24 protein-coding genes are annotated in these 23,082 nt (G+C 59.9%); 7 read left to right on the forward strand and 17 right to left on the reverse strand.

The window, feature by feature from the left end; translation table 11 throughout:
* Positions 1-9 precede the first annotated feature (9 nt).
* The 5 genes from ACYZT7_RS14550 to ACYZT7_RS14570 are packed head-to-tail and all read right to left on the reverse strand — an operon-like array spanning position 10 to position 4,266.
* Positions 10-654, reverse strand: coding sequence for a tetratricopeptide repeat protein (locus tag ACYZT7_RS14550; RefSeq protein ID WP_462041559.1), 645 nt, complete (start codon positions 652-654; stop codon positions 10-12).
* Positions 651-1,460, reverse strand: a complete 810-nt coding sequence (locus ACYZT7_RS14555) for an SDR family oxidoreductase (protein ID WP_462041560.1) — start codon at positions 1,458-1,460, stop codon at positions 651-653. The genes ACYZT7_RS14550 and ACYZT7_RS14555 overlap by 4 nt, the downstream gene beginning before the upstream one ends.
* Positions 1,447-2,121, reverse strand: a complete 675-nt coding sequence (locus tag ACYZT7_RS14560) for a TenA family transcriptional regulator (RefSeq protein WP_462041561.1) — start codon at positions 2,119-2,121, stop codon at positions 1,447-1,449. The genes ACYZT7_RS14555 and ACYZT7_RS14560 overlap by 14 nt, the downstream gene beginning before the upstream one ends.
* Positions 2,118-3,599, reverse strand: a complete 1,482-nt coding sequence (locus tag ACYZT7_RS14565) for an AMP-binding protein (protein ID WP_462041562.1) — start codon at positions 3,597-3,599, stop codon at positions 2,118-2,120. The genes ACYZT7_RS14560 and ACYZT7_RS14565 overlap by 4 nt, the downstream gene beginning before the upstream one ends.
* A complete protein-coding gene (locus ACYZT7_RS14570; RefSeq protein WP_462041563.1) occupies positions 3,589-4,266 on the reverse strand; it encodes a thermostable hemolysin in 678 nt (225 codons plus the stop codon). Before ACYZT7_RS14570 ends, ACYZT7_RS14565 begins: the two co-directional genes overlap by 11 nt.
* A 205-nt stretch (positions 4,267-4,471) precedes the next feature.
* Here ACYZT7_RS14570 and ACYZT7_RS14575 point away from each other — a divergent pair, with 205 nt between their 5' ends.
* Positions 4,472-5,044, forward strand: a complete 573-nt coding sequence (locus ACYZT7_RS14575; protein WP_462041564.1) for a cytochrome b — start codon at positions 4,472-4,474, stop codon at positions 5,042-5,044.
* Here ACYZT7_RS14575 and ACYZT7_RS14580 read toward each other — a convergent pair.
* Positions 5,025-6,131 carry a DNA alkylation repair protein gene (locus tag ACYZT7_RS14580; protein ID WP_462041565.1) on the reverse strand — a complete coding sequence of 369 codons (1,107 nt, stop codon included), beginning with the start codon at positions 6,129-6,131 and terminating at the stop codon, positions 5,025-5,027. The two genes, ACYZT7_RS14575 and ACYZT7_RS14580, sit on opposite strands and share 20 nt — an antisense overlap.
* A 30-nt stretch (positions 6,132-6,161) precedes the next feature.
* Positions 6,162-7,970, reverse strand: coding sequence for a monovalent cation:proton antiporter-2 (CPA2) family protein (locus ACYZT7_RS14585; protein ID WP_462041566.1), 1,809 nt, complete (start codon positions 7,968-7,970; stop codon positions 6,162-6,164).
* 156 nt (positions 7,971-8,126) lie between these two features.
* On the opposite strand from ACYZT7_RS14585, the gene ACYZT7_RS14590 reads away from it, so the two are divergent.
* A complete protein-coding gene (locus ACYZT7_RS14590) occupies positions 8,127-8,435 on the forward strand; it encodes an RcnB family protein (protein ID WP_462041567.1) in 309 nt (102 codons plus the stop codon).
* A gap of 12 nt (positions 8,436-8,447) precedes the next feature.
* Here the strand turns inward: ACYZT7_RS14590 and ACYZT7_RS14595 are convergent, their stop codons facing one another.
* Entirely contained in the window at positions 8,448-9,521 is a 1,074-nt protein-coding gene (locus tag ACYZT7_RS14595) for a diguanylate cyclase domain-containing protein (protein ID WP_462041568.1), read from the reverse strand.
* Positions 9,522-9,706: 185 nt separating this feature from the next.
* Here ACYZT7_RS14595 and ACYZT7_RS14600 point away from each other — a divergent pair, with 185 nt between their 5' ends.
* Positions 9,707-10,045, forward strand: a complete 339-nt coding sequence (locus ACYZT7_RS14600) for an FKBP-type peptidyl-prolyl cis-trans isomerase (protein ID WP_462041569.1) — start codon at positions 9,707-9,709, stop codon at positions 10,043-10,045.
* A gap of 77 nt (positions 10,046-10,122) precedes the next feature.
* On the opposite strand, the gene ACYZT7_RS14605 is transcribed toward ACYZT7_RS14600, so the two are convergent.
* From ACYZT7_RS14605 to ACYZT7_RS14615, 3 genes are all read right to left on the reverse strand, one after another.
* The gene (locus tag ACYZT7_RS14605; RefSeq protein WP_462041570.1) at positions 10,123-10,458 is read right to left on the reverse strand and encodes a hypothetical protein; all 336 of its coding nucleotides are present in this window, start codon (positions 10,456-10,458) and stop codon (positions 10,123-10,125) included.
* A gap of 179 nt (positions 10,459-10,637) precedes the next feature.
* Complete coding sequence (locus tag ACYZT7_RS14610; RefSeq protein WP_462041571.1) at positions 10,638-10,910, reverse strand: pyocin S6 family toxin immunity protein; 273 nt, start codon at positions 10,908-10,910, stop codon at positions 10,638-10,640.
* Positions 10,911-10,981: 71 nt separating this feature from the next.
* Positions 10,982-12,103, reverse strand: a complete 1,122-nt coding sequence (locus tag ACYZT7_RS14615) for a cytochrome P450 (RefSeq protein WP_462041572.1) — start codon at positions 12,101-12,103, stop codon at positions 10,982-10,984.
* 82 nt (positions 12,104-12,185) lie between these two features.
* Here ACYZT7_RS14615 and ACYZT7_RS14620 point away from each other — a divergent pair, with 82 nt between their 5' ends.
* Entirely contained in the window at positions 12,186-12,950 is a 765-nt protein-coding gene (locus ACYZT7_RS14620; RefSeq protein ID WP_462041573.1) for an ArsR/SmtB family transcription factor, read from the forward strand.
* On the opposite strand, the gene ACYZT7_RS14625 is transcribed toward ACYZT7_RS14620, so the two are convergent.
* Positions 12,947-13,555, reverse strand: coding sequence for a LysE family translocator (locus ACYZT7_RS14625; protein WP_449646271.1), 609 nt, complete (start codon positions 13,553-13,555; stop codon positions 12,947-12,949). The two genes, ACYZT7_RS14620 and ACYZT7_RS14625, sit on opposite strands and share 4 nt — an antisense overlap.
* Before the next feature lie 105 nt (positions 13,556-13,660).
* Here ACYZT7_RS14625 and ACYZT7_RS14630 point away from each other — a divergent pair, with 105 nt between their 5' ends.
* The 3 genes from ACYZT7_RS14630 (at position 13,661) to ACYZT7_RS14640 (ending at position 16,699) form a co-directional block, all read left to right on the forward strand.
* Positions 13,661-14,560, forward strand: coding sequence for a LysR substrate-binding domain-containing protein (locus tag ACYZT7_RS14630; protein ID WP_462041574.1), 900 nt, complete (start codon positions 13,661-13,663; stop codon positions 14,558-14,560).
* A gap of 79 nt (positions 14,561-14,639) precedes the next feature.
* Entirely contained in the window at positions 14,640-15,860 is a 1,221-nt protein-coding gene (locus tag ACYZT7_RS14635; protein WP_461970790.1) for a putative DNA modification/repair radical SAM protein, read from the forward strand.
* Positions 15,857-16,699, forward strand: coding sequence for a TIGR03915 family putative DNA repair protein (locus ACYZT7_RS14640; protein WP_462041575.1), 843 nt, complete (start codon positions 15,857-15,859; stop codon positions 16,697-16,699). Before ACYZT7_RS14635 ends, ACYZT7_RS14640 begins: the two co-directional genes overlap by 4 nt.
* Before the next feature lie 54 nt (positions 16,700-16,753).
* Here ACYZT7_RS14640 and ACYZT7_RS14645 read toward each other — a convergent pair whose 3' ends face one another.
* From ACYZT7_RS14645 to ACYZT7_RS14665, 5 genes are all read right to left on the reverse strand, one after another.
* Positions 16,754-17,773, reverse strand: a complete 1,020-nt coding sequence (locus ACYZT7_RS14645) for a branched-chain amino acid aminotransferase (protein ID WP_462041576.1) — start codon at positions 17,771-17,773, stop codon at positions 16,754-16,756.
* A 270-nt stretch (positions 17,774-18,043) separates the two neighbouring features.
* Entirely contained in the window at positions 18,044-19,426 is a 1,383-nt protein-coding gene (lpdA, locus tag ACYZT7_RS14650) for a dihydrolipoyl dehydrogenase (RefSeq protein ID WP_462041577.1), read from the reverse strand.
* Between the two features lie 18 nt (positions 19,427-19,444).
* Entirely contained in the window at positions 19,445-20,716 is a 1,272-nt protein-coding gene (locus tag ACYZT7_RS14655; protein WP_462041578.1) for a dihydrolipoamide acetyltransferase family protein, read from the reverse strand.
* Positions 20,717-21,775, reverse strand: a complete 1,059-nt coding sequence (locus tag ACYZT7_RS14660; RefSeq protein WP_048394689.1) for an alpha-ketoacid dehydrogenase subunit beta — start codon at positions 21,773-21,775, stop codon at positions 20,717-20,719. It lies immediately after the preceding gene.
* Position 21,776: 1 nt separating this feature from the next.
* Positions 21,777-23,012, reverse strand: coding sequence for a thiamine pyrophosphate-dependent enzyme (locus tag ACYZT7_RS14665; protein ID WP_462041579.1), 1,236 nt, complete (start codon positions 23,010-23,012; stop codon positions 21,777-21,779).
* Positions 23,013-23,082: the final 70 nt, after the last annotated feature.

The following is a 23,082-nucleotide window of genomic DNA, read 5'->3' on the forward strand; positions in this document are numbered from 1 at the left end:
GGACTCCTGTCAGTTGAGTTTCTTGTTCACGTCCACCAGCAACGCTTCAATTTCTTTGCGGCGCCCGGCGTCGGCGGTTTCCCGGCCTGGCCGTGGGTCTGCTAGCAGGGCTTTTTGCAGCGCGCCCCGGGCTTCGCTGTAGCGTTTTTTACGGTAAAGGTGATCACCCCAGAAGTACAGACTATCGATGCCGTTCGGGTTGAGTTGCAAGGCCTGCTTGAGCAACTGTTCGGCCTTGTCGGCGTCACCGAAACCGATGGGCCAGCCCGGTACGCGGTCATAGAGCGCGCCGAGGCTGGTGTAGGCCGAGCCTTGCAGGGCTTTTGGGTCCAGGGCCAGGGCTTTCTCCAGATCGACTTTCGCATCCTTGACCTTGATCAGCGCACCGAGCCCGCCCTGGGCGCCGGCCCAACTGCTGGTGACGATACCGGACCAGATCCAGGCTTCTGCGACGGATTGGCGTTCCCGAGAGAAGGTCGAGGCAAGGCCGGCAAGTTTTTCGAACGCGGCGGTGCGTTGCTCGTCCGGCAGTTCGTATTGAATGTGCGCCCAGCGTTGCTGGATGCCATTGAGACGTTGCTGATCGGCGGCGTCCAGGGCCCAGACGCTTTGGCTCAAGGCGCCCATCAGTAAGCAGGCAAAGAGTTTTTTCATGGTTTGCGGTTCTCGTTATCAGGCTTTTGACTCAGGCGACGGATCAGTGGCAACTGCTTGCGCAGGCCGCGATCCACCAGGTTTGGCAACAGACTGTTCAGGCCCACGAAAAAGCGTTCGGGCCAGCCCAGGTACAAGTCGCGGCGGTCACCGGCAATGGCGTGCATCACCGCCGAGGCGACTTTTTTCGGGTCATCGACATTGGATTTGAGGGCGTCATTCAAGGCCTGCGCCGCCGGGCTGTTCATGCGGGTGCGGGTGGCACGTGGCGCGACGTACAAAACGCCGACCCGGGTGTCAGCCAGTTCCCGGCGCAGGGCCTCGGAAAAACCCCGCAGGGCAAACTTGGTGGCGCAATAGCTGGCGTAACCGGGGTAGCCGATGGAGCCGTAGGTCGAACCGACGTTCACCACCATCGCGCTCTCGGCTTGCTTGAGCAGCGGCAGCAATAATTTGGTCAGGCAGATCGGCGCGCCGATGTTCACCGCCAGCATAGCGTTGATGTCGCTGTCATCGAGCTGCTCGAGCATGGCGAAGTGATTGACCCCGGCGGCGTTGATCAGCAGGTTGATGCCGCCGATGGCTTCCGCGGCGGCCAGTACTTTGCGGCGGTCGGCGAGGGACGTCAGGTCGGCGTCGACCCACGACAAATGCTGCGGATAGCGTTCGAGTAAAGGCTCCAACGGTTCCCGATGCCGAGCCACGGCCAATACCTTGGCACCACTGGCGCACAGGGCGGTAGTGATCGCCAGCCCGATGCCGCCGCTGGCGCCGGTCAGTACCACGCGAGCCTCAGACAGGCGCATGCAGGTTCTCCCCATCGCGTGGCAAACCGCGGAACATGTCGGTGTAAAGCGTGTACACCACTTTGGAGGCGTGAATCACCGCGGCCTGGTCGGCCGGATCATCGAGAGCGTTCATCAATCGGCGATAGGTTTGCATGTGCTCGATATCCAGCGAGCCATGCGAGCTGAGGTAACTGAAGGCGCTTTGCGGCAAGTCCAGGCGCTCGCGGATGCTGCCGGCAGCATGGGTGGCCAGGGCGATGCTGGTGCCTTCGAGCACGTTGACCATGCCGAACAGCCCCACCGGGTTGTCCCGGGCAATCAGGTCGTAGAGGAAGCTGACCATCAATTCGATCGGCAAGGATGAACGACCGTCGCGCACCTCATCCTTGTCGCCGCCGCAGGCTTCGATATCGTTGAGTACCCATTGTTCGTGGCCGTATTCTTCCTCGATGTACTCACACACCGCTTCACGCAGCCATTCCAGACGCAACGGCAGGCGAGCGCCGCAGGCCATCATCAATGGCACGGTGTGGCGCACGTGGTAATAGGCTTGCGCCAGGAAAGCTCGGTAGCTTTCCAGGCTGACGTTGCCCTCAAGGGCGTCGCGAATGATCGGCAGATTGAACAGCGCGTGGCGTTCCTGTTGGGTGGCTTCTTGCAGCGTGTCGAAAAAACTCATGACGCAGATTCCTCTGAAAAGGCAGCTTCAGTCAGTTGCGCGCGGTAACGCTCGACGATCGCGTCCCGGCGCGGTCGGCCATTGGCAGTCAGCAGGCCATTGGCGGGTGTGAAAGGTTGAGCCAGACGGGTCCAGTGATGGACCTGGGCGTAATCGGGCAAGGCTTCGTTGGCGTGGGCCACGGCGGCGGCCAGGTCTTCGTCGGTGCAGTCCGGGCGTTGGGGCCAGAGCAGTGCGTGGTTGCTCGGCATCGCTTCGCCATAGACAAAGGCCTGCGCAATATGAAGGCGTTGGGTCAATTCAGCCTCGACCCATTCCGGGTTCACATTGCGGCCGTAACTGGTGACGAATTGATGTTTCTTGCGCCCCTTGAGGTAGAGAAAACCCTCGGGGTCGAATTCACCGAGATCGCCGCTGGGCCACCATTCATCGGTGTGCGGCGCTTCGCCCAGATAACTGAGCAAGGTCGAGCGCTTGATCAGCACTTCGCCGTCGTCGGCCAGGCGAATGTCCACGTGGGGCAGTGGCCGGCCGACACTGCCGGGGCGACGCGCCTCTGGCCGGTTGAGGCACACCACCGACGCGCACTCCGACAGTCCGTAGCCTTCGTAAACCGGTAGGCCGATCCGTTGCGCACGGTGCAGTAATTCTTCGCTGACCCGCGCCCCACCCACCGCGGCAAAACGCAACGCGTAAGGGCTGAAGGCTTTTTGCTCGGCGGCGCTGACCAGTATCAATAGCAGCTGCGGTACGAGGATCAAACTCTCGGGGGCACGGGTGGCCAGGCAACCGAGCAGCCGAGGCACATCAACACCGCTGGCACCCTGAATGCCCAGGGTTTTCTGGCTGGGCAAGCTCAACGTCGCGCCGGCGTACAACGCGGCATAGCAGCCGAGGTTTTCCAGCAGAATCGCCAGGGGCAGAAGCGCGAGGTGGTGTTGGGGATCGGTGGGTTTGCTGGCCTGATCCAGTTCGCGGGCGACCCGCAGAATGCTCTCGGCACTCAGGCACACGCCTTTCGGTGTGCCGGTGGTGCCCGAGGTGAAGGTCAGTTTGGCGGTGCCTTTGGGCATCCGGTTGGGGCCGCTGAAGGTGCGGCGCCAGAACTCGCCGGTTTTCTCGTAGCCGGCCGTTTGCAGTTCCGCTTCCAGTGCTGGTTCGGCAATCACCAGTCCGGCCTGGCTCAGCTCCAGACAATGGCTGCGTTGAGCCGGGCTGAAAAAGGGTGGCAACGTCAGACAGGTCTGGCCTTCGAACAACACGGCCAAGTCCCAGAGCATGGCTGCGACGCCATTGTCCAAGGCCAGTGCAACCACCTTGACGTTTTCATCGCGCAGGCGTTGCTGGCGATACACCACTTCGGCGTACAGCGTGGCGTAGTCCAGTTTCAGCTGATCACCCCACAAGGCGATGGCATTGGTCTTGCGTTCGGCATGGCTGCGCAGGGTCTGTTTGAAACGCTCCTTTTCAGGCGACATGGCTGGACTCCTCGATGGACGACGGCAACCCCAGGCGATTGAACATCCCGATGTTGCGCAAATGGATGAAGCCGGCGCGGATGTTGCCAACGTGCACCCAAGGCTTGCTCTCGTAGTAACTGCCCCAGCTGTGACGGTCGTCACCCAGCCGCGCAGGATCGGCGGCGCAAAGGGTCACGGGTTTCAAGCCCAGACGGTGAAAGCTGTTCACCAGGCCGATGTTGCCGGTGAATGCCACCCATTCCAGACCGCCCATGGCCAGCAGGTAAGTGATGGCGATGATGCTCATTCGCGCACTGCCGGTGTCGCTGGCGGCCAGGTTGCCCACCTCGACGATGCCAGTCCGGTCTACTGCGCAATCGGCAGCGGCGCTGATCAGCGGATCGATCGGTTCGTCCAGGTAACGTTCCAGAAACAGCTGTTCACTACTCGCCAGACGCACACCGGCCACGGCACAGAGTTCACCTGAAGCGTTGTTCATGCCGAACAGCTCCGGCATGAAATGACGGATGTCGGCCCCGTGGGCCTTACGGAAACGTTGCTGGATAAAGGCTTGGAAGACTTCACGCTTGGGTTCGTCCGGCAGGGCTCTGGCCAGACTCATCTGCGGGGTTTCGGCGGGGCCGAAATGCAGGGGTAGAGGGATGTTCCAGTCGAAATCGGGCATTGGAAGACGCCTCCCTGGGTAAGTGTGGGAGGAGTATCGGAGGCATTTCTTAACGGAGTCTGAAGGTGGCCGAAAGATCGGTTGGGGCTGTCTTCAGATTGCGTTAAGACTGGGCGGGCAGGGTGGCGCCAATCGGTTCGGCAACAAAGCGGAACCGGGCTGCGCGAATGAGTCGGCAGCCACAATAACGTTCACGAGGCCTGTTATGACCCGCGATGCACTCGCTCACCGGTATGGAAAACTCTCGATCACCTTGCACTGGCTGATGCTCGTGCTGTTTGTCGGCGTGTATGCCTGCATCGAAATCAAAGGGCTGTTGCCCCGCGGGCATGCTTTGAGGAGCTTGTTCCTGGGGCTGCACGGGGTATTTGGACTGAGCATTTTTGTGTTGGTCTGGGTGCGCTTGCTCGGGCGGCTTACCCCGCGTCCGCCCATCACGCCGGCGCTGCCCGGCTGGCAGACTGGCGTTTCGCACCTGATGCACCTGGCGCTGTATGGGCTGATGATCGCCACGCCATTATTGGCCTGGCTGATGCTGTCGGCAGGTGGCAAGCCGATGCCTTATTTTGATTTCTTCCTGCCATCGCTGGTGGCCGTCGATCCGGACCTGGCCAAGCAGTTCAAGTACTGGCACGAATTGCTCGGCAGCGCCGGTTACTGGCTGATCGGCTTGCACGTAGCGGCGGGATTGTTCCATCACTATTGGGTCCGCGACAACACCCTGACGCGCATGCTGCCCGGTCGACCCGGCAACACGGTCAATCAGCGTCAGCGATAATCTCGAACCCGGTACTGGCCAGGCGCTCACCGTTCACCAGAATGTGCACGGCGTGCTTGCCTGTGTAATGCCGGCGGGTAGTGAGTTCCTTGATGTGCTGACCTCGCGCAATGGTCTCGGTCGCCTTGCCGGGAAGCGTCAGCGCCTTGAGCTTGAACACCTTCGCCGACGTGCTGCCGTTGGCTTTGACGTAATCGATGGCGTAGTCGATCACCAATCGTTGATTGTCCTCGACCCTGGATTTGACGCCAAAGGACAGGGTGATTTTTTCACCCAGGCGAATCACCGCCGGTTCCACCTTCACATCGATGATCTCGACCTCAGGCTTGCCGCCCGCGCCAATGATCGCCAACGCTCGCGGGTTGCCCTGTTTGATCAGGTTGCGCAGGGCATGTTTGGCGATCCACGCGGTGTGTTTGTTGTCCAGCGACCAACCTTCGATCAGGTCCAGCACCCACTCTGGATGATCCTTGATGATGTCGTTGAGGTGGTTGGCCACGGACTTGCGCACGTAGAGGCTGTCGTCGGCCTTGAGGTTGTCGAGGATCGTGGCGGCGAGTGTCGGGTCGGCTTGCACCTGTTCCAGTCGGAACGACCATGGCAGGCGCGGTCGACTGCCTTCGCTGGCCAAGCGCCGGACGTGTTCGTTGCCATCCAGGGACCAGTCGTGCATCAGCGCCAGTGTGGGTTTGATATCGCTGCGCAGGAAATAGCGGATCGCAAACTCCGATGAACCGAACGCGGTGAAGTATTTGAGTGCGTCCATGGACAACTCGAATGCATGTCCGCCATACGTTGCGACGTAATGCGGCAATGAGATGCTGACGAAGCCGCTGTTCAGGCGCGGAGCGAGGGCGCGCAGCACCTCAAGCGTCTCTTCATAACTCAACGGCAGTACCGCGTGCAGGCACTCGCTGACCCGGGCCATGCGCTGCATGATCGATAATTGCGCAAGCCCGTCGTTGGCCATTTTCAGGAAGGCTTTGGCGTTGAATTCGGGGTAGACCGCGGTCATCTCGGTGGCGATGTGTTTGAGGCGATCGGCGTTGAAGATTTCTTTTAGGGCGGGGGCGGGTTGGTCAGCCATGGTGAGTTCCTTATGTCAGTTAACGATCAGTTACGCCTTGCTTGATTCTTCTTCCAACTGATCCGCCTCAAACAACCTCGCCAGTTCCGCCCGCGCTTCCTGCGCCGTCTGCAATACCTTCGCCGCATCGTCATAAATCGCATGCTGGGCTTCCAGCACCTGTTCGTCGTGATGCTTGAAACGCTTGATCCGCGCATCCGCCTGGGCTTGGGTCAAACCCAGGCCGACCAACGTGCGCTGGCTCATCTCCAGGCTCGAATAATAGGTTTCCCGAATGGCCTCGGCGCCAAGGTCCACCAGCCGATGCACATGCTGACGGTTACGGGCCCGGGCGATGATTTTGATGTGCGGATAGAGTTTGTGCACCAGCTCGGCGGTCTTGATGTTGGTGTCCGGGTCGTCGGTGGCGATGACAAAGTATTCTGCCTGCTCGACCTTGGCCGCACTGAGGATCTCCGGGCGCATCGGGTCGCCGTAGAACACCGGTACGCCGCCGAAGCTGCGCGACAGTTCGATGGTTTCCACCGAGGTATCGAGGGCGACAAACTTGATGTTTTGCGCGCGCAAAATCCGCGCAACGATCTGCCCCATACGGCCCATGCCGGCGATCACCACGCGCGGCGCGTCGGTATCGATCTCGCGGAATTTCTCCGGCACCACCACGGGTTGAACCTTGGGGCTGACCAGTCGCGCGCACAACAGCAATAGCAGCGGCGTCACCGCCATGGACAACGTGATTGTCAGCACCAGTAAGTCGTACAGGTGCGGCTCGAACAGCCCCTCGTCGCGGCCAATCTTGAACACCACAAAGGCAAACTCACCACCGGCGGCCAGCACGATGCCGAGGCGAATGGCACTGACCTTGCCCAGACCACCCGCCAGCCGACCGACGACAAACAGCAGCGGCAATTTGATTGCGATCAGCAACAGGGTCAGGCCCAGCACGGTGATTGGCGCGCTCAGTAGCAGACTCAGGTTGGCGCCCATTCCGACGCTGATGAAAAACAGCCCCAGCAGCAATCCCTTGAACGGCTCGATTTGCGCTTCCAGTTCGTGGCGGTATTCGGAGTCCGCCAGCAGCAACCCGGCGAGGAACGCCCCCAACGCCATGGACACGCCGACCAGGTCCATCAACCACGCCGTGCCGATCACCACCAGCAACGCGGTGGCGGTGGAGACTTCCGGCAAACCGGTCTTGGCCACCACCCGGAACACCGGTCGCAGCAGATATCGCCCACCGATCACCACCACTGCGATGCTGCCCAGCACGCGCAAACCGTGATTGAGGTCTTCGGCAGTACTGGTGGTGTGATCGCCGCCCGCCAGCAACGGCACCATCGCGATCAACGGGATGGCGGCGATGTCCTGGAACAACAGAATCGCGAATGCCAACCTCCCGTGAGGGCTGGTCAGTTCCTTGCGTTCGGCCAGGCTTTGCAAACCGAAGGCGGTGGACGACAGCGCCAGGCCCAAGCCCAATACGATCGCGCTGTTCAACGGCTGGCCGAACACGAACAGCGCCAGCACTCCAATCACCGACCCCGTCAGCAGCACCTGCGCCAGACCTACGCCAAACACCGATCTGCGCATTACCCACAAACGTCGCGGCGACAGTTCCAGACCAATGATGAACAGCAGCAACACCACCCCCAGTTCGGAAATGTGGCTGACACTTTGCGGATTGCCAATCAAACCCAGCACCGATGGCCCGATGATCACCCCTGCAAACAGATAACCCAGCACCGCCCCCAGTTGCAGGCGCTTGGCCAAGGGTACGGTGAGCACCGCCGCGAACAGAAACACGACAGCGGCTTGCAACAGGTTGCCTTCGTGGGGCATGGCTTACTCCAGAAATCGGTACGGCGGGGGCGCTCAGGATAAAGGCTTGAGAAGCATGCGTCAGCCAATGCAATCGAATTCATCGCAGCATTAAGGAATGATTCAGCGCCAGCGCAGTCGGATTTCAGGTACCACGACATCAATGGAGGTTCACCGATGAACAACAAGACCCTTATCGCCAGCCTCGCCCTTGTCGCAGGCATTGCCGGTATCAGCCCGATCGTTCAAGCGGCTGACCCCCCGCAAAAAACCGTCCAGCCCGGGGTTAACAATTCCCGCCAACTGGTGGTCGGCGACCGCGCCCCCGACGTTTACCAACGCAGCGAAAAAGCCCTGGTTAATTGGAAGCAGAAAGGCCTGAAAGCGCCAAAGGCTCAGGCGCAGTGGGTGCAGATCAACGACAAGTACATGATGGTGATGATCACCAACGGGACGATTGTGGATATCACGCCGGTGGAGCGTTAAACCGCCGAAAGGCTATTCGCTGTAAGCACTCACCGGGCTTTCAGTGCCCAACCGATACTGATTATTCCCACTGCGCTTCGCCTCATACATCGCCAGGTCCGCTATATGAATCAACCGGTCCATGCTCGGCGCATGGTCCGGGAACACCGCGACCCCCAGGCTGGTGCCGATGTGTCGTTGGTCATTGCCGATGGTCACTGGTGGCGACAGCTCGACGAAGATGTTCTGGCAGATGCTGCGGGCTTCGTCCTGCAGGCTGTTGCCCTGGGGCAGGCCTTGCAGGATGACCACAAATTCGTCGCCACCGATCCGGGCGACGGTATCGGTTGAACGCAGGATTCGCTTCAGTCGGGTGGCGGTGGTGATCAATACCCGGTCGCCAGCCGCATGGCCGTAAACATCGTTGATCGCCTTGAAACCATTGAGGTCGACAAACACCAGCGCAACCCTCGTGGCGCTTATGCGCGCCTGTTCCAGCGCTTCGGACAGACGCTCTTCGAGCACCAGGCGATTGGGCAGACCGGTCAGCGGGTCGAAGTGGGCCAAGTGTTGCAGGTAGCTGGCGGAGGCTTTTTCCTCGGTGATATCGCGTACCACGCCCATCATCTTGATCGTTGCATCGTGGTCGTTCTTGACCACATTGCCCGTCTCGCGCAACCAGCGAATGGTGCCGTCGGGCCAGATGACCCGGTATTCCTCGTCATGGTTTTCGCCGGTTTCCAGGCAGCGCAACTCGCCGGCCCGGACCTTGGTCCGGTCGTCCGGGTGAACGCATGAGCAAAACAGCGCGTAGGAGGGCGTTACTTCCTCGATCTTGAAGCCGAACATGGCGTAGATCGCGTCCGACCAATAGAGCTTGTCGGTATCGACATCCCAGTCCCAGGTACCGATGCGGGCGAAGTATTGGCTGCGCTTGAAGCGTTCGGCGTCGCCGTCCTGACGGATATTTTGTCCGTCAGTCAGGCGGGTGATCAGCACGCGATACTCGGCCAGCTGCTTTTGCAGCGAACGCTCGCGACAGATCAACGCGATGATCAGGGCAAGCATCACTAAGCCGATGGTTGCGCTGGTCCAGTCTCCATTCATTCAGGAATTGCCATCATTGCGTGTTGAGCCGTGCGGGTAGGTGCTGCATATCTTAGTTCACGGTCACTGCAGGAAACAGGTTTAAACCCCTCGCCAGTCGATTCGAATGGTTGCCAATCGGCTGAAAATCTGGGAAAACGGCGCCCATAAAGCCTTTCGGGCAAACGAATACGCGAGTGCATGCAATGAATGACGAGCTTCAGATAATCGACCTCCAATCGGGCGACGGCAAAGCCGCCGTCAAAGGCGCGCTGATCACCACGCAGTACCGTGGCTGGCTGGAAGACGGCACCGAGTTCGATTCTTCCTACAGCCGTGGCAAGCCTTTTCAGTGCGTGATCGGCACTGGTCGGGTTATCAAAGGGTGGGATCAGGGGATTATCGGTATGCAGGTTGGCGGTAAGCGCAAGCTGTTGGTGCCTGCGCATTTGGCTTATGGCGAGCGGACCATGGGCAAGATCACGCCGAACTCGAACCTGATCTTCGAGATTGAATTGCTGGAAGTGCTGACGCGCGATGATTGATGCGTGAGTTGAAATTAGCTTTATGACGAGGGCAGCCCCCTCGCCACAATGTTCGTGCGTTCGAGGTCCCTGGCGGATCAGGTGAATGCGTCAATATCGTCACGCGTGTCAGCAATAATTCCTTCAAGGGAAGGGAATTTGCTTTTCACCTTTTCGAGTGCCGCCAGCACCGTTTCCTTATCCAGTTCGCCCTGACGGCGAGCGAGATGACCAAGAGCCGTGATGGCGGATGCTGCAACTGATTCGGTCTCACTTGCGAGGTATTTAAGGCAAGTGTTCTGAGCCCAGGTGATGTCTGCTTCATTCAGACCGATGGAAACCAATGCTGCAGTAACATTCGTATCCACGCAGCTTGCAAGAAGCGTCGTTGCTTCATCATGGTTCATTGATGGGTCTTGATAGAGAAGGCTCACTTTTTAACTCCCAGAATATTGCCCTTGTCTCATGGGCATGCAGATGGGCGGCAAGCGGGCGCATTTGGCGCACGAGATGTTTCAGGCAAACCGTGTTTGTCCGAATCACGACTGCTGCGTAACCAGAGGGGCAAGCACCCTCGCTGCAATTAAATGGTTCAATCCGTGCTGGAAGCTGATCACAGATAATCCTGCCTCCATCTCAGTTGTGCCTGCTCCCGTACCCCTATGAAGAGGTCCAGTTCAGTCGGTAACCGCTCATTGATTACTATGGCGATTTGTTGGATTTGCTCAACGGTTAGTAACCATTCCCCCTCCGCGCTTTCATCAAGACTTTTCCAGCCAAGACAATCCAATACCGCGGCTTCAAACTCAGGGCGAACTGTAAGTTCGTATTTTAAGGCGTCATCCTCGTTATCACCTTTTAGAAACCCACTAATCCATAAAAACATAAATAGCCTCTTAATTTATTTCGGGGTGGTGATGATCGTTCCCGCGCGTGGGAACGATCAGATGACACGGTCTACGGCCAATCGCTAAAGAGCGGAATCCTCCCGTTCAGCGTAGGCCTGTAGTGCCAGGTCAGGCGATCCAAAGCAGGCTTCATCGCTAGAATTTCCTTCAATGCAGCGCAGGCAATGCTCAGGGCCAGAATCTGCCCCGGACATTGATGCCGCCCCGCACCGAAAGTGAAACTGCGCCGGTCTGGACGATCCAGAAGAAATACGTCTGGATGGTCATTGAACTGCGGATCACGATTAGCCGAAGCCAGCAGCACCAGAATCACGTCGCCAGTATTCAAGTTTACCCCGTCGATTTCACAAGGCGCAGCGACAAACCGGCGAGTGTTCTGCACCGACGGATCAAAGCGCTGAACTTCAGCAATCAAGTCGTCAACGCATGTCGATTGGCTGCGCAACGACGGATTTCGAATCAACGCCAACAGCGCATTGCCGATCAGCCCGGCGGTGGCTTCATGGGTCTGGGAAAACAGGCCGATCAGGTTGGCGATCAACGTTTGAGAATCGTCAGTTGTCGCCGCGAAGCGCTGGCGGATCCCGGCGAGCAGGGCGCTCTGATGGCTCGGGTCATCCAGCAGCTCAACGAAATAGCCGCTCAATTGTTCGGCGGCGGCCTGTGCAGCGTCCAATTGCACCTGATCGCTGAGGGGCGATAAACAGGCCACGAAGTCGGCGGTCAGCTCGCAAATGGCGCGGCCCTGAGCAGGGGAAAACCCGAGCAATGCAGCCACCACGCAAACCGGTCCGCGGAACATCGCGTTGTACAACCCATCGGCGGCCGGAGTGAGCAGGCGAGCGCCAACCAGCGAATTGACTTCATCAACATCAATCAACGCCAACCCTGGTTGAATCGCCGACCTCGGGCAACGCTGCCGTTCGCCCTCATTCATCCGCATCAACTGACCAAATACCCGTCCAGCCATGCCGCCAACAATCGCCTTGGGCACCGGCTCGTGGTACGGCCGGACATGACAGTCTGGATGCGCCAGCACGGCCGCAACGGCTCGTGCGCTACCCGCCACCCACACGTTCAGTCCTTGGTGAAAAACCAGCCCGCCCTGCGCGCGCAGTTGCGCGTAATAGGGATAAGGATCGGCATGAGTCGCAGCGATGATCGGGTCCATGGGGCGCAGCCTTGTTCGTGGTTGGAGAAGTGTTGCTACTATCTCCAGTCCGAAAGGGTCTTGATTCGTCCGGGAGCGAAATATGAACGTAGAACAGCACGATATCGGCGTTTCTCAGGTGGCCGCGGCCATCGCTGAACCGGCCCGGACGAAAATCCTCTGTTCGCTGATGGACGGCCACGCCCGTACCAGCACCGAGTTGGCGGCGATTGCCGAAGTCAGCGCCTCCACGGCCAGCGCGCACCTGGCCAAACTCAAGGAACTGGCGCTGGTGCGTTTGCATGTTCAGGGCCGCCATCGCTATTACAGCCTGGCGGACAAGCGCGTCGCCCAGGCGCTGGAAGCGTTGATGGTGATCGGCCAGAACGCCGCGCCGACCTTCAACCCGCGTACCCCGGATCGCCTGCAATTTGCCCGCACCTGCTACGACCACATGGCCGGCACGTTGGCAGTGCTGCTGCATGACCGGATGATCGAAGCGGGGTGGTTGCTGGAAACCGATGAACATGTCTATCAACTAAGCGACAGCGGTGAGGCGTTGTTCGAAGGATTGGGTATCGAGGTCAAGGACTTGAGCACGCTGCGTCGCCGCTTCGCCTGCCCATGCCTGGACTGGAGCATGCGCCGGCCGCATCTGGGCGGCTCGTTGGGGGTGGCGTTGTTGCAAACGGCGATCAAGCGCAAATGGGTGACGCAGGACCTGGACAGCCGCGCGCTGGCGTTGACGGCGACGGGGCGCAAGGAACTCAGCAGCCGGTTCGCCGTTGAACTGCCGATTCACGTATCGACAGCACAGCCCACGTCCACCCAGACCAGGCGTCGCGCGATCTCCAGTGCTGCACCTTAGCGACTGGCCGAGGCCATCAGCACGCCGAAACCGGCGAAGGTCACGCCCGAGACTTTCGCCGCCAGCCAGGAACCCTTCGGGCTCGATAACCAGCCTTTGGCAGCATTGGCGAGCAAGGCATAGCTGCCATGCACCAGAATCACCAGTACGCCGTAGGAGGCCACCAACTTGAAGAACTGGGTGGAGAAGTGCGCCGAGGTGTCGATGAATTGCGGGAACACCGCCAGAAAGAAAAACACAGCCTTGGGGTTCAAAAACTGGATCGAAGCGGCTTCAAGGAAGCGGTAGCCCGGGCTTGAGGGGCGCGTTTCAAGCAGCGTGTTGAAACGATCCGAGCGCCAGCTCTTGTAACCCAGGTACAACAAATAGACGGCCCCTGCGTATTTCAACGCGGTGAAGGCGTTGGCGGAGGTGCTGAGTATCAGGCCGACACTGGTGGCGCTGATGGCGGCGACGACAAACGCCCCCGACGCGATCCCCAGAATTCCCGGCACTGCGCCCGTCCAGCCGTGACGCACAGCGTTGGATAGGGTCAGGACCACGCCAGGTCCCGGGCTCAAAATAGTCAGGGTGGCGAAAAGTAGAAAGAGTCCGTAGCTGTTCATGTCTTGCTCCGTCAGGTGGCGTTGGCTGCACGCGGGCAGATTGGCGTGACGAGGAGGGCATGACAAACGCTTTAATTGCGCCGCATATGTGACTAAATTAGACGCATGATGAATCAACTTCCCCCGCTTAATGCTGTCCGCGCCTTCGCCGTTGCTGCTCGTCATCAGAGTTTCAGCCTGGCGGCCGAAGAGCTGCATGTCAGTCACAGTGCCGTCAGTCGGCACATCAAATTGCTTGAGGAACACCTGGGCGTGCTGCTGTTCGAGCGGCGCATCCGTCAATCGGTGCTGACCCCGGTCGGCCAGCGCTTTTATGAGCAAGTCAGTGCCGGGTTGTCGCAGATTGCCAACGCCGCCGCTGCGCTCAAGCAACATACCTCGCTGCCGACCGTGAAGATCAATGTCCGTCCGTCCTTTGCCATGCTTTGGCTGACGCCCAGGCTGGCGGATTTCATTGCGCAGCACCCGGACATCAATCCGCAGGTGATCACCCAAACCCAGGCACCCGATCATGCGCGCGACGGGTTCGACATCGTCATTCGCCGTGGTCGTGACGACTGGGCGCCGGCGATTGAGGCGCGAGCCCTCTTCGAAGACGAACTGTTACTGGTCGCGGCACCCTCGTTGATCGAGCGCCAGGCCCTTGAAGACCTCACGTCCCTGAGCCGGCACACGTTATTGACCGCCAAGGCGCGTCGCGAAGACTGGCACAATTGGGTCATGCACTTTGGTCAAACCCAATCATCCACTCAGGTCACCCGGCAGTTTGATCACATGCACCGGGTACTTGAGGCCGCCGTGGATGGACAGGGCATTGCCTTGTGCCCAACCTCTTTGCTGGGCACCCACCTCTCGAGCGGACGCCTGATCTGCCCGTTGCCCGAGTTGCGCATGCCGCTGCCGCGTTATTACTACGGGGTTGCACCGGAGGTGACGGCGCAGACACAGGTGTTTGTGCAATGGTTGTTTGCGCGGATTGCTCAGGAGGCGACTCGAGTGCTGTGACCCGACCAAGGGTTCGATGGCGACTTGAACAGGGAGCGTTGAATCTGTACTGTATATCCACACAGTATAGGCGTGCCCCATGGAACTCATCGACAAGCTCAGCATTCTCGCCGACGCCGCCAAGTACGACGCCTCATGCGCCAGCAGCGGCGCGCCGAAGCGTAGCTCCGAGGGCAAGAGCGGGTTGGGTTCGACCGATGGCATGGGCATCTGCCACAGCTACACACCGGACGGACGTTGCGTTTCGTTGCTGAAGATTCTGCTGACCAACTTCTGTCTCTACGACTGTCAATACTGCGTTAATCGACGCTCCAGCGACGTGCCCCGCGCCCGCTTCACGCCGGAAGAAGTGGTGACGCTGACCATGGATTTCTACCGGCGCAACTGCGTCAGCGGGCTGTTTCTCAGCTCCGGGATCATTCGGTCGGCGGATTACACCATGGAGCAGTTGATTCGCGTGGCGAAGCTGTTGCGCGAAGACCATGAGTTTCGCGGTTACATCCACCTCAAGACCATTCCCGAAGCCGACCCTGCGCTGATCGAGGAAGCGGGGCGTTATGCCGATCGCTTGAGCGTCAACATCGAGTTACCCACCGACGCAAGTCTACAAACACTGGCCCCGGAAAAACACCTGGGCTCGATCAAGCAAGCGATGCAGACGATCTACACCGGCGAGCAAACGGTGCTCAACGAACCGCGCGCGCCGAAATTCGCCCCGGCCGGACAGAGCACGCAGATGATCGTTGGCGCCGATGACACCGACGACAGCACCATTCTTCACAGTGCCCAGGCGCTCTACGGCAACTTCCGTTTGCGTCGGGTCTATTACTCCGCGTTCAGTCCGATCCCCAACAGCCCGAAGAGCGTACCGCTGGCCGCGCCGCCGCTGATGCGCGAGCACCGGCTGTACCAAGCTGATTTCTTGCTGCGCAGCTACGGCTTCACGGCGGGCGAATTGTTCCAGGGGCCGGGACATCTGGCGCTCGACATCGACCCGAAACTGGCCTGGGCGCTGGAAAATCGTGAGGTCTTCCCGCTGGATCTCAATCGCGCCGAGGCATCGCTGATCGCCCGTATTCCCGGCATCGGCCTACGAACCACCGAGCGTCTGGTGGAACTGCGTCAGCAGCGACGCATTCGTTATGAAGATCTGGCACGGATGCGCTGTGTGCTGGCCAAGGCCAAGCCGTTCTTCATCACCAGTGATTACCACCCGCAGCAGGCAGAGGTCACCAGTCATCTGCTGTACCAGCAACTGCGCGACCGTCCGCAACCACAGCAAATGGGATTGTGGGGATGATTAATCTGGACTGCGACGACCTGTTCGACACCTGGCGTCAGCAGGCGCGTTGGTTGCTCAGTCATGAGGTCGATCCCAGTGTGGTGAGCTGGGCCAGTGAAGGCGTGGCAGACCTGTTCGCCAGTGACGATGTACCGCCCGAAACGCAGGGGCCGTATCAGGCACGAGTTCCGAGAGCGCTGTTGGACACCCTTGAGCGCGCCGCCCGTTATCGAGGCGATCAGCGCTGGAGTCTGTTGTACGAGGTGCTGTGGCGGGTTAGTCACGGCGATCGCACGGCAATGCTCGCGGGTGACAAACTCGGTAGTGAATTGCAGAGACGAATCAAACAGATACAGCGTGAATCTCATCATTTACATGCATTCGTCCGATTTGTCGCGATGCCTGAAAATGAGGGGCCGCAATACGTTGCCTGGTATGAACCGGCTCATGACATCCTTAACAGCGCCAGTGAACACTTCATCGGCCGAATGGGTCGTCACCGTTGGCTGATCGCCACGCCTCGGGACGGGGTGTACTACGATGGCGAGCAGTTGATTCACCAACGGCAATGCCCGGTTGAATGGCAGCAGCTGGCGCAAAACGTCGACGACCCGCACGGCGACATGTGGTTGACCTACTACAGCCACATCTTCAATCCGGCGCGGTTGAACCCGAAAGTCATGCAGGGGCATTTGCCGGCGCGGTTCTGGAAAAACCTGCCTGAAGGCGTGCTGATTCCGGGGTTGATCACTCAGGCTCGGACCGGCAAGCAACAGGACGGTCAGGCCAGCGGCATCAAGGGCCGGGGTGGCAAGCGCATTGCGCTGGGAGAAGGCGAACGTGGCCAAGGCTCATGAAAAAAGCCCCCCATCGCCAATGCGATGGAGGGCTTCGATGCAGCGGATGTCAGATCAAACCTTGACGATCCAACCCGCTGGCGCTTCGACGTCGCCGGTCTGTACACCAGTCAGCTCTTTGTAGAGCTTCTGGGTGACCGGGCCGACTTCGGTTTCGCTGTGGAACACGTGCAGTTTGTCGTTGTAGCTGATGCCGCCGATCGGTGTGATCACCGCGGCAGTACCGCAAGCGCCGGCTTCCTTGAAGTCGGACAGCTTGTCGATGAACACGTCGCCTTCGACCACTTCCAGGCCCAGACGCGATTTTGCCAGCTCGATCAACGACAGACGGGTAATACCCGGCAGTACCGACGGCGAGTTCGGGGTGACGAACTTGTTGTCGTGGGTGATCCCGAAGAAGTTGGCCGAACCGACTTCTTCGATTTTCGTGTGGGTCATCGGGTCCAGGTAAATGCAGTCGGCGAAGTGGGCTTTCTTGGCCTGGGAGCCTGGCATCAGGCTGGCCGCGTAGTTACCACCGACCTTGGCTGCACCGGTGCCTTGTGGAGCGGCGCGGTCGTAGCTGGAGATCAGGAACTTGTGCGGGGTCAGGCCGCCCTTGAAGTAGGCGCCGACCGGGATGCAGAAGATCGAGAAGATGAACTCGGGGGCGGTACGCACGCCGATGTTGTCACCCACGCCGATCACGAACGGACGCAGGTACAGCGCGCCGCCGGTGCCATAAGGCGGGATGAAACGCTCGTTGGCGCGGACTACTTCTTTACAGGCTTCGATGAACTGCTCGGTTTCCACGAACGGCATCAGCAGGCGCGCGCAGCTGCGTTGCATGCGTGCGGCGTTCTGATCCGGGCGGAACAGATTGATCGAACCGTCCTTGCAACGATAGGCCTTCAGGCCTTCGAAGCATTGCTGGCCATAGTGAAGGGCAGTGGAACCTTCGCTGATGTGCAGCACATTGTCTTCGGTCAGGGTGCCTTTGTCCCACTCGCCATTACGCCAGTGCGACAGATAGCGCTTGTCTGTCTTGATGTAGTCAAAACCCAACTTGTCCCAATTGATGCTTTCGTTACCCATGACACCCTCTATCACTTAACAACCGCCGAAACGGTTCAAGGCTTCTGACGTTTTTCTGGATGGGGACAACAATACTTCATTCCGGGCCCATTTCGCAGCCCGGACTATCGGATGACAGACAGATATATCGTGTTGCCCTTGAGAATTCGCGAGCAAGCTCGCTCCCACACTTGATCCCGGTCTGCCTTGAAATCTACAAACACCACAAATCCCCTGTGGGAGCGAGCTTGCTCGCGATGAGGCCATCACTGACCCCATCAATCCCCTGAGTTAGAGGTGCAACGCGTGGCCGAGGGCACGCAACGCTGCTTCCTGCACCGCCTCACCCAGCGTCGGATGCGCGTGGATCGTGCCGGCAATGTCTTCCAGCCGGGCGCCCATTTCCAGGCTCTGACCGAACGCGGTCGACAATTCCGACACGCCCACACCGACTGCCTGCCAGCCGACAATCACATGATTGTCACGCCGCGCCACAACCCGCACGAAGCCACTTTTGGACTCCAGGGTCATCGCCCGGCCATTGGCCGCGAACGGGAAACTCGACACGATGCAGTCCAGTCCAGCAGCCTTGACGTCGTCCGGGGTCTTGCCGACCACCACCAGTTCCGGGTCGGTAAAGCACACGGCGGCAATCGCAGTTGGGTTGAACTCGCGGGATTTACCGCTGATCAGTTCTGCAACCATTTCGCCCTGAGCCATGGCCCGGTGGGCGAGCATCGGTTCGCCGCTCAGGTCGCCGATGGCATACACGTTGCGCATGCTGGTCTGGCAGCGGTTGTCGATCTTGATCGCCGAGCCGTTCATGTCCAGGTTCAGCGCTTCGAGGTTCCAGCCCTGAGTGTTCGGTTTGCGACCGACGGCCACCAGCACCTGATCGGTTTCCAGGTTCAGGGTGTCGCCATTTGGCTCAAGTACTTGCATCGTATTACCAGCAGAATCAAAGCCTTGGACGCTGTGCTTCAAGTAAAGCTTCACACCAATTTTTTTCAGTTCGTCATGCACCGGCTGCGTCAGTTCAGCGTCGTAGGCCGGCAGGATACGATCCTGAGCCTCGACCACGCTGACCTCGGCGCCGAGCTTGCGATAGGCAATCCCCAACTCCAGACCGATGTAACCACCACCGACCACGACCAACCGTTTCGGCACGGACGTCGGCGCTAGCGCTTCAGTGGAGGAGATGATCGGACCGCCAATCGGCAGCATCGGCAGGTTCACACTTTTCGACCCGGTGGCCAGCACCAGGTGCTCGCACTGAATGCGCGTGTCGCCGACGTCGACGGTCTTGCCGTCGATGACTTTCGCCCAGCCTTTTATGACCTGGATCTTGTGCTTCTTCATCAGCGCCGAAACACCGGTGGTCAGGCGATCAACGATGCCGTCCTTCCACTCGACGCTTTTGCCGATGTCCAGCGTCGGCGCCGACACGCTGATGCCCAGCGCCGAGTGCTGGCTGTGGTGCTGCGTCTGGTGGAATTGTTCAGCAACGTGAATCAACGCCTTCGACGGAATGCAGCCGATGTTCAGGCACGTACCGCCCAGTGATTCGCCTTCCACCAGAATGGTCGAAATGCCCAGCTGGCCGGCACGGATCGCCGTCACATAACCGCCAGGGCCGCCGCCGATGATCAGCAGCGTGGTGTTCAGAGTTTGCATGCCTTGCTCCACAAATGCTTATTCCACAAACAGCGTGGCGGGTTGTTCGAGCAAGCCGCGAATGGCCTGGATGAATTGCGCCGCGTCCATGCCATCGACCACGCGGTGATCGAAGGAGCTGGAGAGGTTCATCATCTTGCGGATCACGATCTGGCCTTTCACCACCATCGGGCGTTCGACGATTTTGTTGACGCCGACGATCGCCACTTCCGGCAGGTTCAGCACCGGCGTGCTGACGATCCCGCCCAAGGCGCCGAGGCTGGTCAGGGTGATGGTCGAACCGGACAATTCATCGCGGCTGGCCTTGCCATTGCGGGCAGCGGTAGCGAGGCGAGAAATTTCCTGAGCACTGTCCCACAGGCTGCGGGTTTCAGCGTGACGGACCACCGGCACCATCAAACCGATATCGGCTTGCGTGGCGACGCCGACATGCACCGCGCCGAGGCGGGTGATGACCTGGGCTTCGTCGTCGTAACGGGCGTTGATCTGCGGGAAATCGCGCAAGGCGACGACCAGCGCGCGGACCAGGAACGGCAGCAAGGTCAACTTGCCACGGGTCGCGCCGTGTTTTTCGTTCAGGTGCGCGCGCAGTTCTTCCACGGCGGTAACGTCGATTTCTTCGACATAACTGAAGTGCGCGGCGCGCTGAGTGGCGTCCTGCATGCGCTGGGCGATCTTGCGACGCATGCCGATGACCGGGATTTGTTCTTCGTCGTGACGCTGGGCGTAAGCGGCGGCAACGGTCGATTGCGGTTGTTGACCTTGCGCCAGATAAGCGTCGAGGTCTTCGTGCAGCACCCGCCCGGCAGGGCCGGTGCCACGCACCAGACGCAACTGGATGCCGAGGTCCAGCGCATGCTTGCGCACGGCGGGGGAGGCCAGCGGGCGCTCATCGGCCTCGCGAGCGACCATCGGACCTTGGCAAACGGCAGCTCGCGGCGCTGCAGTCGCGACCGGTTTGCTTTCCACAACGGCTTCAACTTTCGGCGCCGCAACCGGCGCTTCTTTAACGGCTGCTGGTTGAGCGGATTCTTTAACGTTGCCCGCGCCTTCGACTTCAATGCTGATCAGGATGCTGCCGACGGCCATGACTTCGCCCGGCACACCGCCCAGCGCGATCACCTTGCCGTGAACCGGCGAAGGGATGTCGACCATCGCTTTGTCAGTCATTACATCAGCCAGTACCTGATCTTCGACGACCATGTCGCCGACTTTGACGTGCCATACCGACAATTCAACTTCTGCAATGCCTTCACCAATGTCCGGCATCTTAATAACGTGCGTGCCCATTCATACCTCCATAACCCGATGCAAAGCCGCGCCCACTCGGGACGGACCAGGGAAATACGCCCACTCTTGTGCGTGCGGGTAGGGAGTGTCCCAACCGGTGACGCGCTCGATAGGCGCTTCCAGGTAGTGGAAGCAGTGCTCTTGCACCAGGGCGACCAGTTCGGCGCCGAAACCGCACGTGCGGGTCGCTTCGTGAACGATCACGCAACGGCCGGTTTTCTTCACCGACTTGACGATGGTCTCCAGGTCCAGCGGCCACAGGCTGCGCAGGTCGATGACTTCAGCGTCGATCCCGGTTTCTTCAGCCGCGACTTGCGACACATAAACGGTGGTGCCGTAAGTCAGGATGGTCACGTCCTTGCCGGGACGCGCGATGGCGGCAACGTCCAGCGGCACGGTGTAGTAACCGTCCGGCACTTGTGCGGCCGGGTGTTTCGACCACGGGGTTACCGGGCGATCGTGGTGACCGTCGAACGGGCCGTTGTACAGGCGTTTTGGCTCGAGGAAGATCACCGGGTCATCGTTTTCGATGGAGGCGATCAACAAGCCTTTGGCGTCGTAAGGGTTGGATGGCATGACCGTACGCAAACCGCAGACCTGGGTGAACATCGCCTCGATGCTCTGGCTGTGGGTCTGGCCGCCATAGATGCCGCCGCCGCAAGGCATGCGCAGGGTCATCGGTGCGGTGAACTCGCCGGCCGAGCGATAACGCAGGCGAGCGGCTTCGGAAATGATCTGGTCCGACGCCGGGTAAACGTAATCGGCGAACTGGATCTCGGCCACTGGTCGCAGGCCGTAAGCGCCCATGCCCACTGCGACGCCGACGATGCCGCTTTCGGAAATCGGCGCATCGAACACCCGGGAGGTGCCGTACTTGTTCTGCAGGCCTTCGGTGCAACGGAACACGCCGCCGAAGTAACCGACGTCCTGGCCGAAGACCACGACGTTGTCGTCACGCTCAAGCATCACATCCATGGCCGAGCGCAGGGCCTGGATCATGGTCATGGTGGTTGTGGTCATGGCGGTTTCCAACTCGATTTTGTTGTTGTGATCGTTCATGTCAGATCCCCAACTCTTGACGCTGGCGCTTCAAGTGCTCCGGCATCTCTTTGTAGACGTCTTCAAACATGGACGCGGCGCTCGGAATCTGGCCGCCGGCGAGGGTGCCGTATTGTTCGGCTTCTTTCTGCGCGGCGATCACTTCGGCTTCCAGCTCGGCGCTGACGGCGACGTGTTCCTCTTCGGACCACTGACCGATTTTCACCAGGTGCTGCTTCAGGCGCGCAATCGGGTCGCCCAACGGGAAGTAGCTCCAGTCGTCGGCAGGACGGTATTTGGACGGATCATCAGAAGTGGAGTGCGGACCGGCGCGGTAGGTGACCCATTCGATCATGGTCGGGCCGAGGTTGCGGCGGGCGCGTTCGGCGGCCCAGGCAGAGGCGGCGTAGACCGCGACGAAATCGTTGCCATCGACCCGCAGGGAGGCAATGCCGCAACCGACGCCACGTCCGGCAAACGTGGTGGCTTCACCACCGGCAATCGCCTGGAACGTGGAGATCGCCCACTGGTTGTTGACCACATTGAGGATCACCGGGGCACGGTAAACGTGGGCGAAGGTGAGGGCGGTGTGGAAGTCGGATTCAGCGGTGGCGCCGTCGCCGATCCAGGCCGAGGCGATTTTGGTGTCGCCCTTGATCGCCGAGGCCATGCCCCAGCCCACGCCTTGTACGAATTGGGTGGCGAGGTTGCCGGAAATGGTGAAGAAACCGTAGTCTTTGACCGAATACATGATCGGCAGCTGACGTCCCTTGAGCGGATCACGCTCGTTGGACAGCAGTTGGCAAATCAGGTCCACCAGCGGCACGTCTCGCGCCATCAGAATGCTTTGCTGGCGGTACGTCGGGAAGCACATGTCATCGACGTTCAGTGCCAGGGCCTGGCCGCTGCCGATGGCTTCTTCGCCAAGGCTCTGCATGTAGAACGACATTTTTTTCTGGCGCTGGGCGACCACCATGCGGTTGTCATAGATCCGCGTCTTGAGCATGGCGCGCATGCCTTTACGCAGGATCTCGGCCGGTACGCCTTCAGCCCATGGACCGAGGGCATTGCCCTCGTCATCGAGCACGCGAATCAGGCCCTTGGCCAGATCAGCGGTGTCGGCCGGTTCAACGTCGGTTGGGGGTTTGCGCACCGTACCGGCGTCGGTGAGACGCAGGTAGGAGAAGTCGGTTTTGCAGCCGGGGCGGCCCGAAGGTTCGGGAACGTGCAGACGCAGCGGTTCGTACGCTTGGTTCATGGCTTCTACGCTCGATCTTGTGAATTTCTTGTAGTGAGCTGACTGTCATTCTTCTGTGGAAGAAATCTTG

Source organism: Pseudomonas sp. RT4P38, from assembly GCF_054897765.1.

Excerpts from the sequence above, each read along its gene's own strand:
- ACYZT7_RS14655 (WP_462041578.1), bottom strand. The coding sequence starts at position 20,716 with ATGGGCACGCACGTTATTAAGATGCCGGACATTGGTGAAGGCATTGCA.
- ACYZT7_RS14585 (WP_462041566.1), bottom strand. The coding sequence starts at position 7,970 with ATGCCCCACGAAGGCAACCTGTTGCAAGCCGCTGTCGTGTTTCTGTTC.
- ACYZT7_RS14575 (WP_462041564.1), top strand. The coding sequence starts at position 4,472 with ATGACCCGCGATGCACTCGCTCACCGGTATGGAAAACTCTCGATCACC.
- ACYZT7_RS14630 (WP_462041574.1), top strand. The coding sequence starts at position 13,661 with ATGATGAATCAACTTCCCCCGCTTAATGCTGTCCGCGCCTTCGCCGTT.
- ACYZT7_RS14560 (WP_462041561.1), bottom strand. The coding sequence starts at position 2,121 with ATGAGTTTTTTCGACACGCTGCAAGAAGCCACCCAACAGGAACGCCAC.
- lpdA (WP_462041577.1), bottom strand. The coding sequence starts at position 19,426 with ATGCAAACTCTGAACACCACGCTGCTGATCATCGGCGGCGGCCCTGGC.
- ACYZT7_RS14640 (WP_462041575.1), top strand. The coding sequence starts at position 15,857 with ATGATTAATCTGGACTGCGACGACCTGTTCGACACCTGGCGTCAGCAG.
- ACYZT7_RS14665 (WP_462041579.1), bottom strand. The coding sequence starts at position 23,012 with ATGAACCAAGCGTACGAACCGCTGCGTCTGCACGTTCCCGAACCTTCG.
- ACYZT7_RS14600 (WP_462041569.1), top strand. The coding sequence starts at position 9,707 with ATGAATGACGAGCTTCAGATAATCGACCTCCAATCGGGCGACGGCAAA.
- ACYZT7_RS14550 (WP_462041559.1), bottom strand. The coding sequence starts at position 654 with ATGAAAAAACTCTTTGCCTGCTTACTGATGGGCGCCTTGAGCCAAAGC.
- ACYZT7_RS14620 (WP_462041573.1), top strand. The coding sequence starts at position 12,186 with ATGAACGTAGAACAGCACGATATCGGCGTTTCTCAGGTGGCCGCGGCC.
- ACYZT7_RS14660 (WP_048394689.1), bottom strand. The coding sequence starts at position 21,775 with ATGAACGATCACAACAACAAAATCGAGTTGGAAACCGCCATGACCACA.
- ACYZT7_RS14635 (WP_461970790.1), top strand. The coding sequence starts at position 14,640 with ATGGAACTCATCGACAAGCTCAGCATTCTCGCCGACGCCGCCAAGTAC.
- ACYZT7_RS14595 (WP_462041568.1), bottom strand. The coding sequence starts at position 9,521 with ATGAATGGAGACTGGACCAGCGCAACCATCGGCTTAGTGATGCTTGCC.
- ACYZT7_RS14570 (WP_462041563.1), bottom strand. The coding sequence starts at position 4,266 with ATGCCCGATTTCGACTGGAACATCCCTCTACCCCTGCATTTCGGCCCC.
- ACYZT7_RS14580 (WP_462041565.1), bottom strand. The coding sequence starts at position 6,131 with ATGGCTGACCAACCCGCCCCCGCCCTAAAAGAAATCTTCAACGCCGAT.
- ACYZT7_RS14645 (WP_462041576.1), bottom strand. The coding sequence starts at position 17,773 with ATGGGTAACGAAAGCATCAATTGGGACAAGTTGGGTTTTGACTACATC.
- ACYZT7_RS14615 (WP_462041572.1), bottom strand. The coding sequence starts at position 12,103 with ATGGACCCGATCATCGCTGCGACTCATGCCGATCCTTATCCCTATTAC.
- ACYZT7_RS14625 (WP_449646271.1), bottom strand. The coding sequence starts at position 13,555 with ATGAACAGCTACGGACTCTTTCTACTTTTCGCCACCCTGACTATTTTG.
- ACYZT7_RS14565 (WP_462041562.1), bottom strand. The coding sequence starts at position 3,599 with ATGTCGCCTGAAAAGGAGCGTTTCAAACAGACCCTGCGCAGCCATGCC.
- ACYZT7_RS14590 (WP_462041567.1), top strand. The coding sequence starts at position 8,127 with ATGAACAACAAGACCCTTATCGCCAGCCTCGCCCTTGTCGCAGGCATT.
- ACYZT7_RS14555 (WP_462041560.1), bottom strand. The coding sequence starts at position 1,460 with ATGCGCCTGTCTGAGGCTCGCGTGGTACTGACCGGCGCCAGCGGCGGC.
- ACYZT7_RS14610 (WP_462041571.1), bottom strand. The coding sequence starts at position 10,910 with ATGTTTTTATGGATTAGTGGGTTTCTAAAAGGTGATAACGAGGATGAC.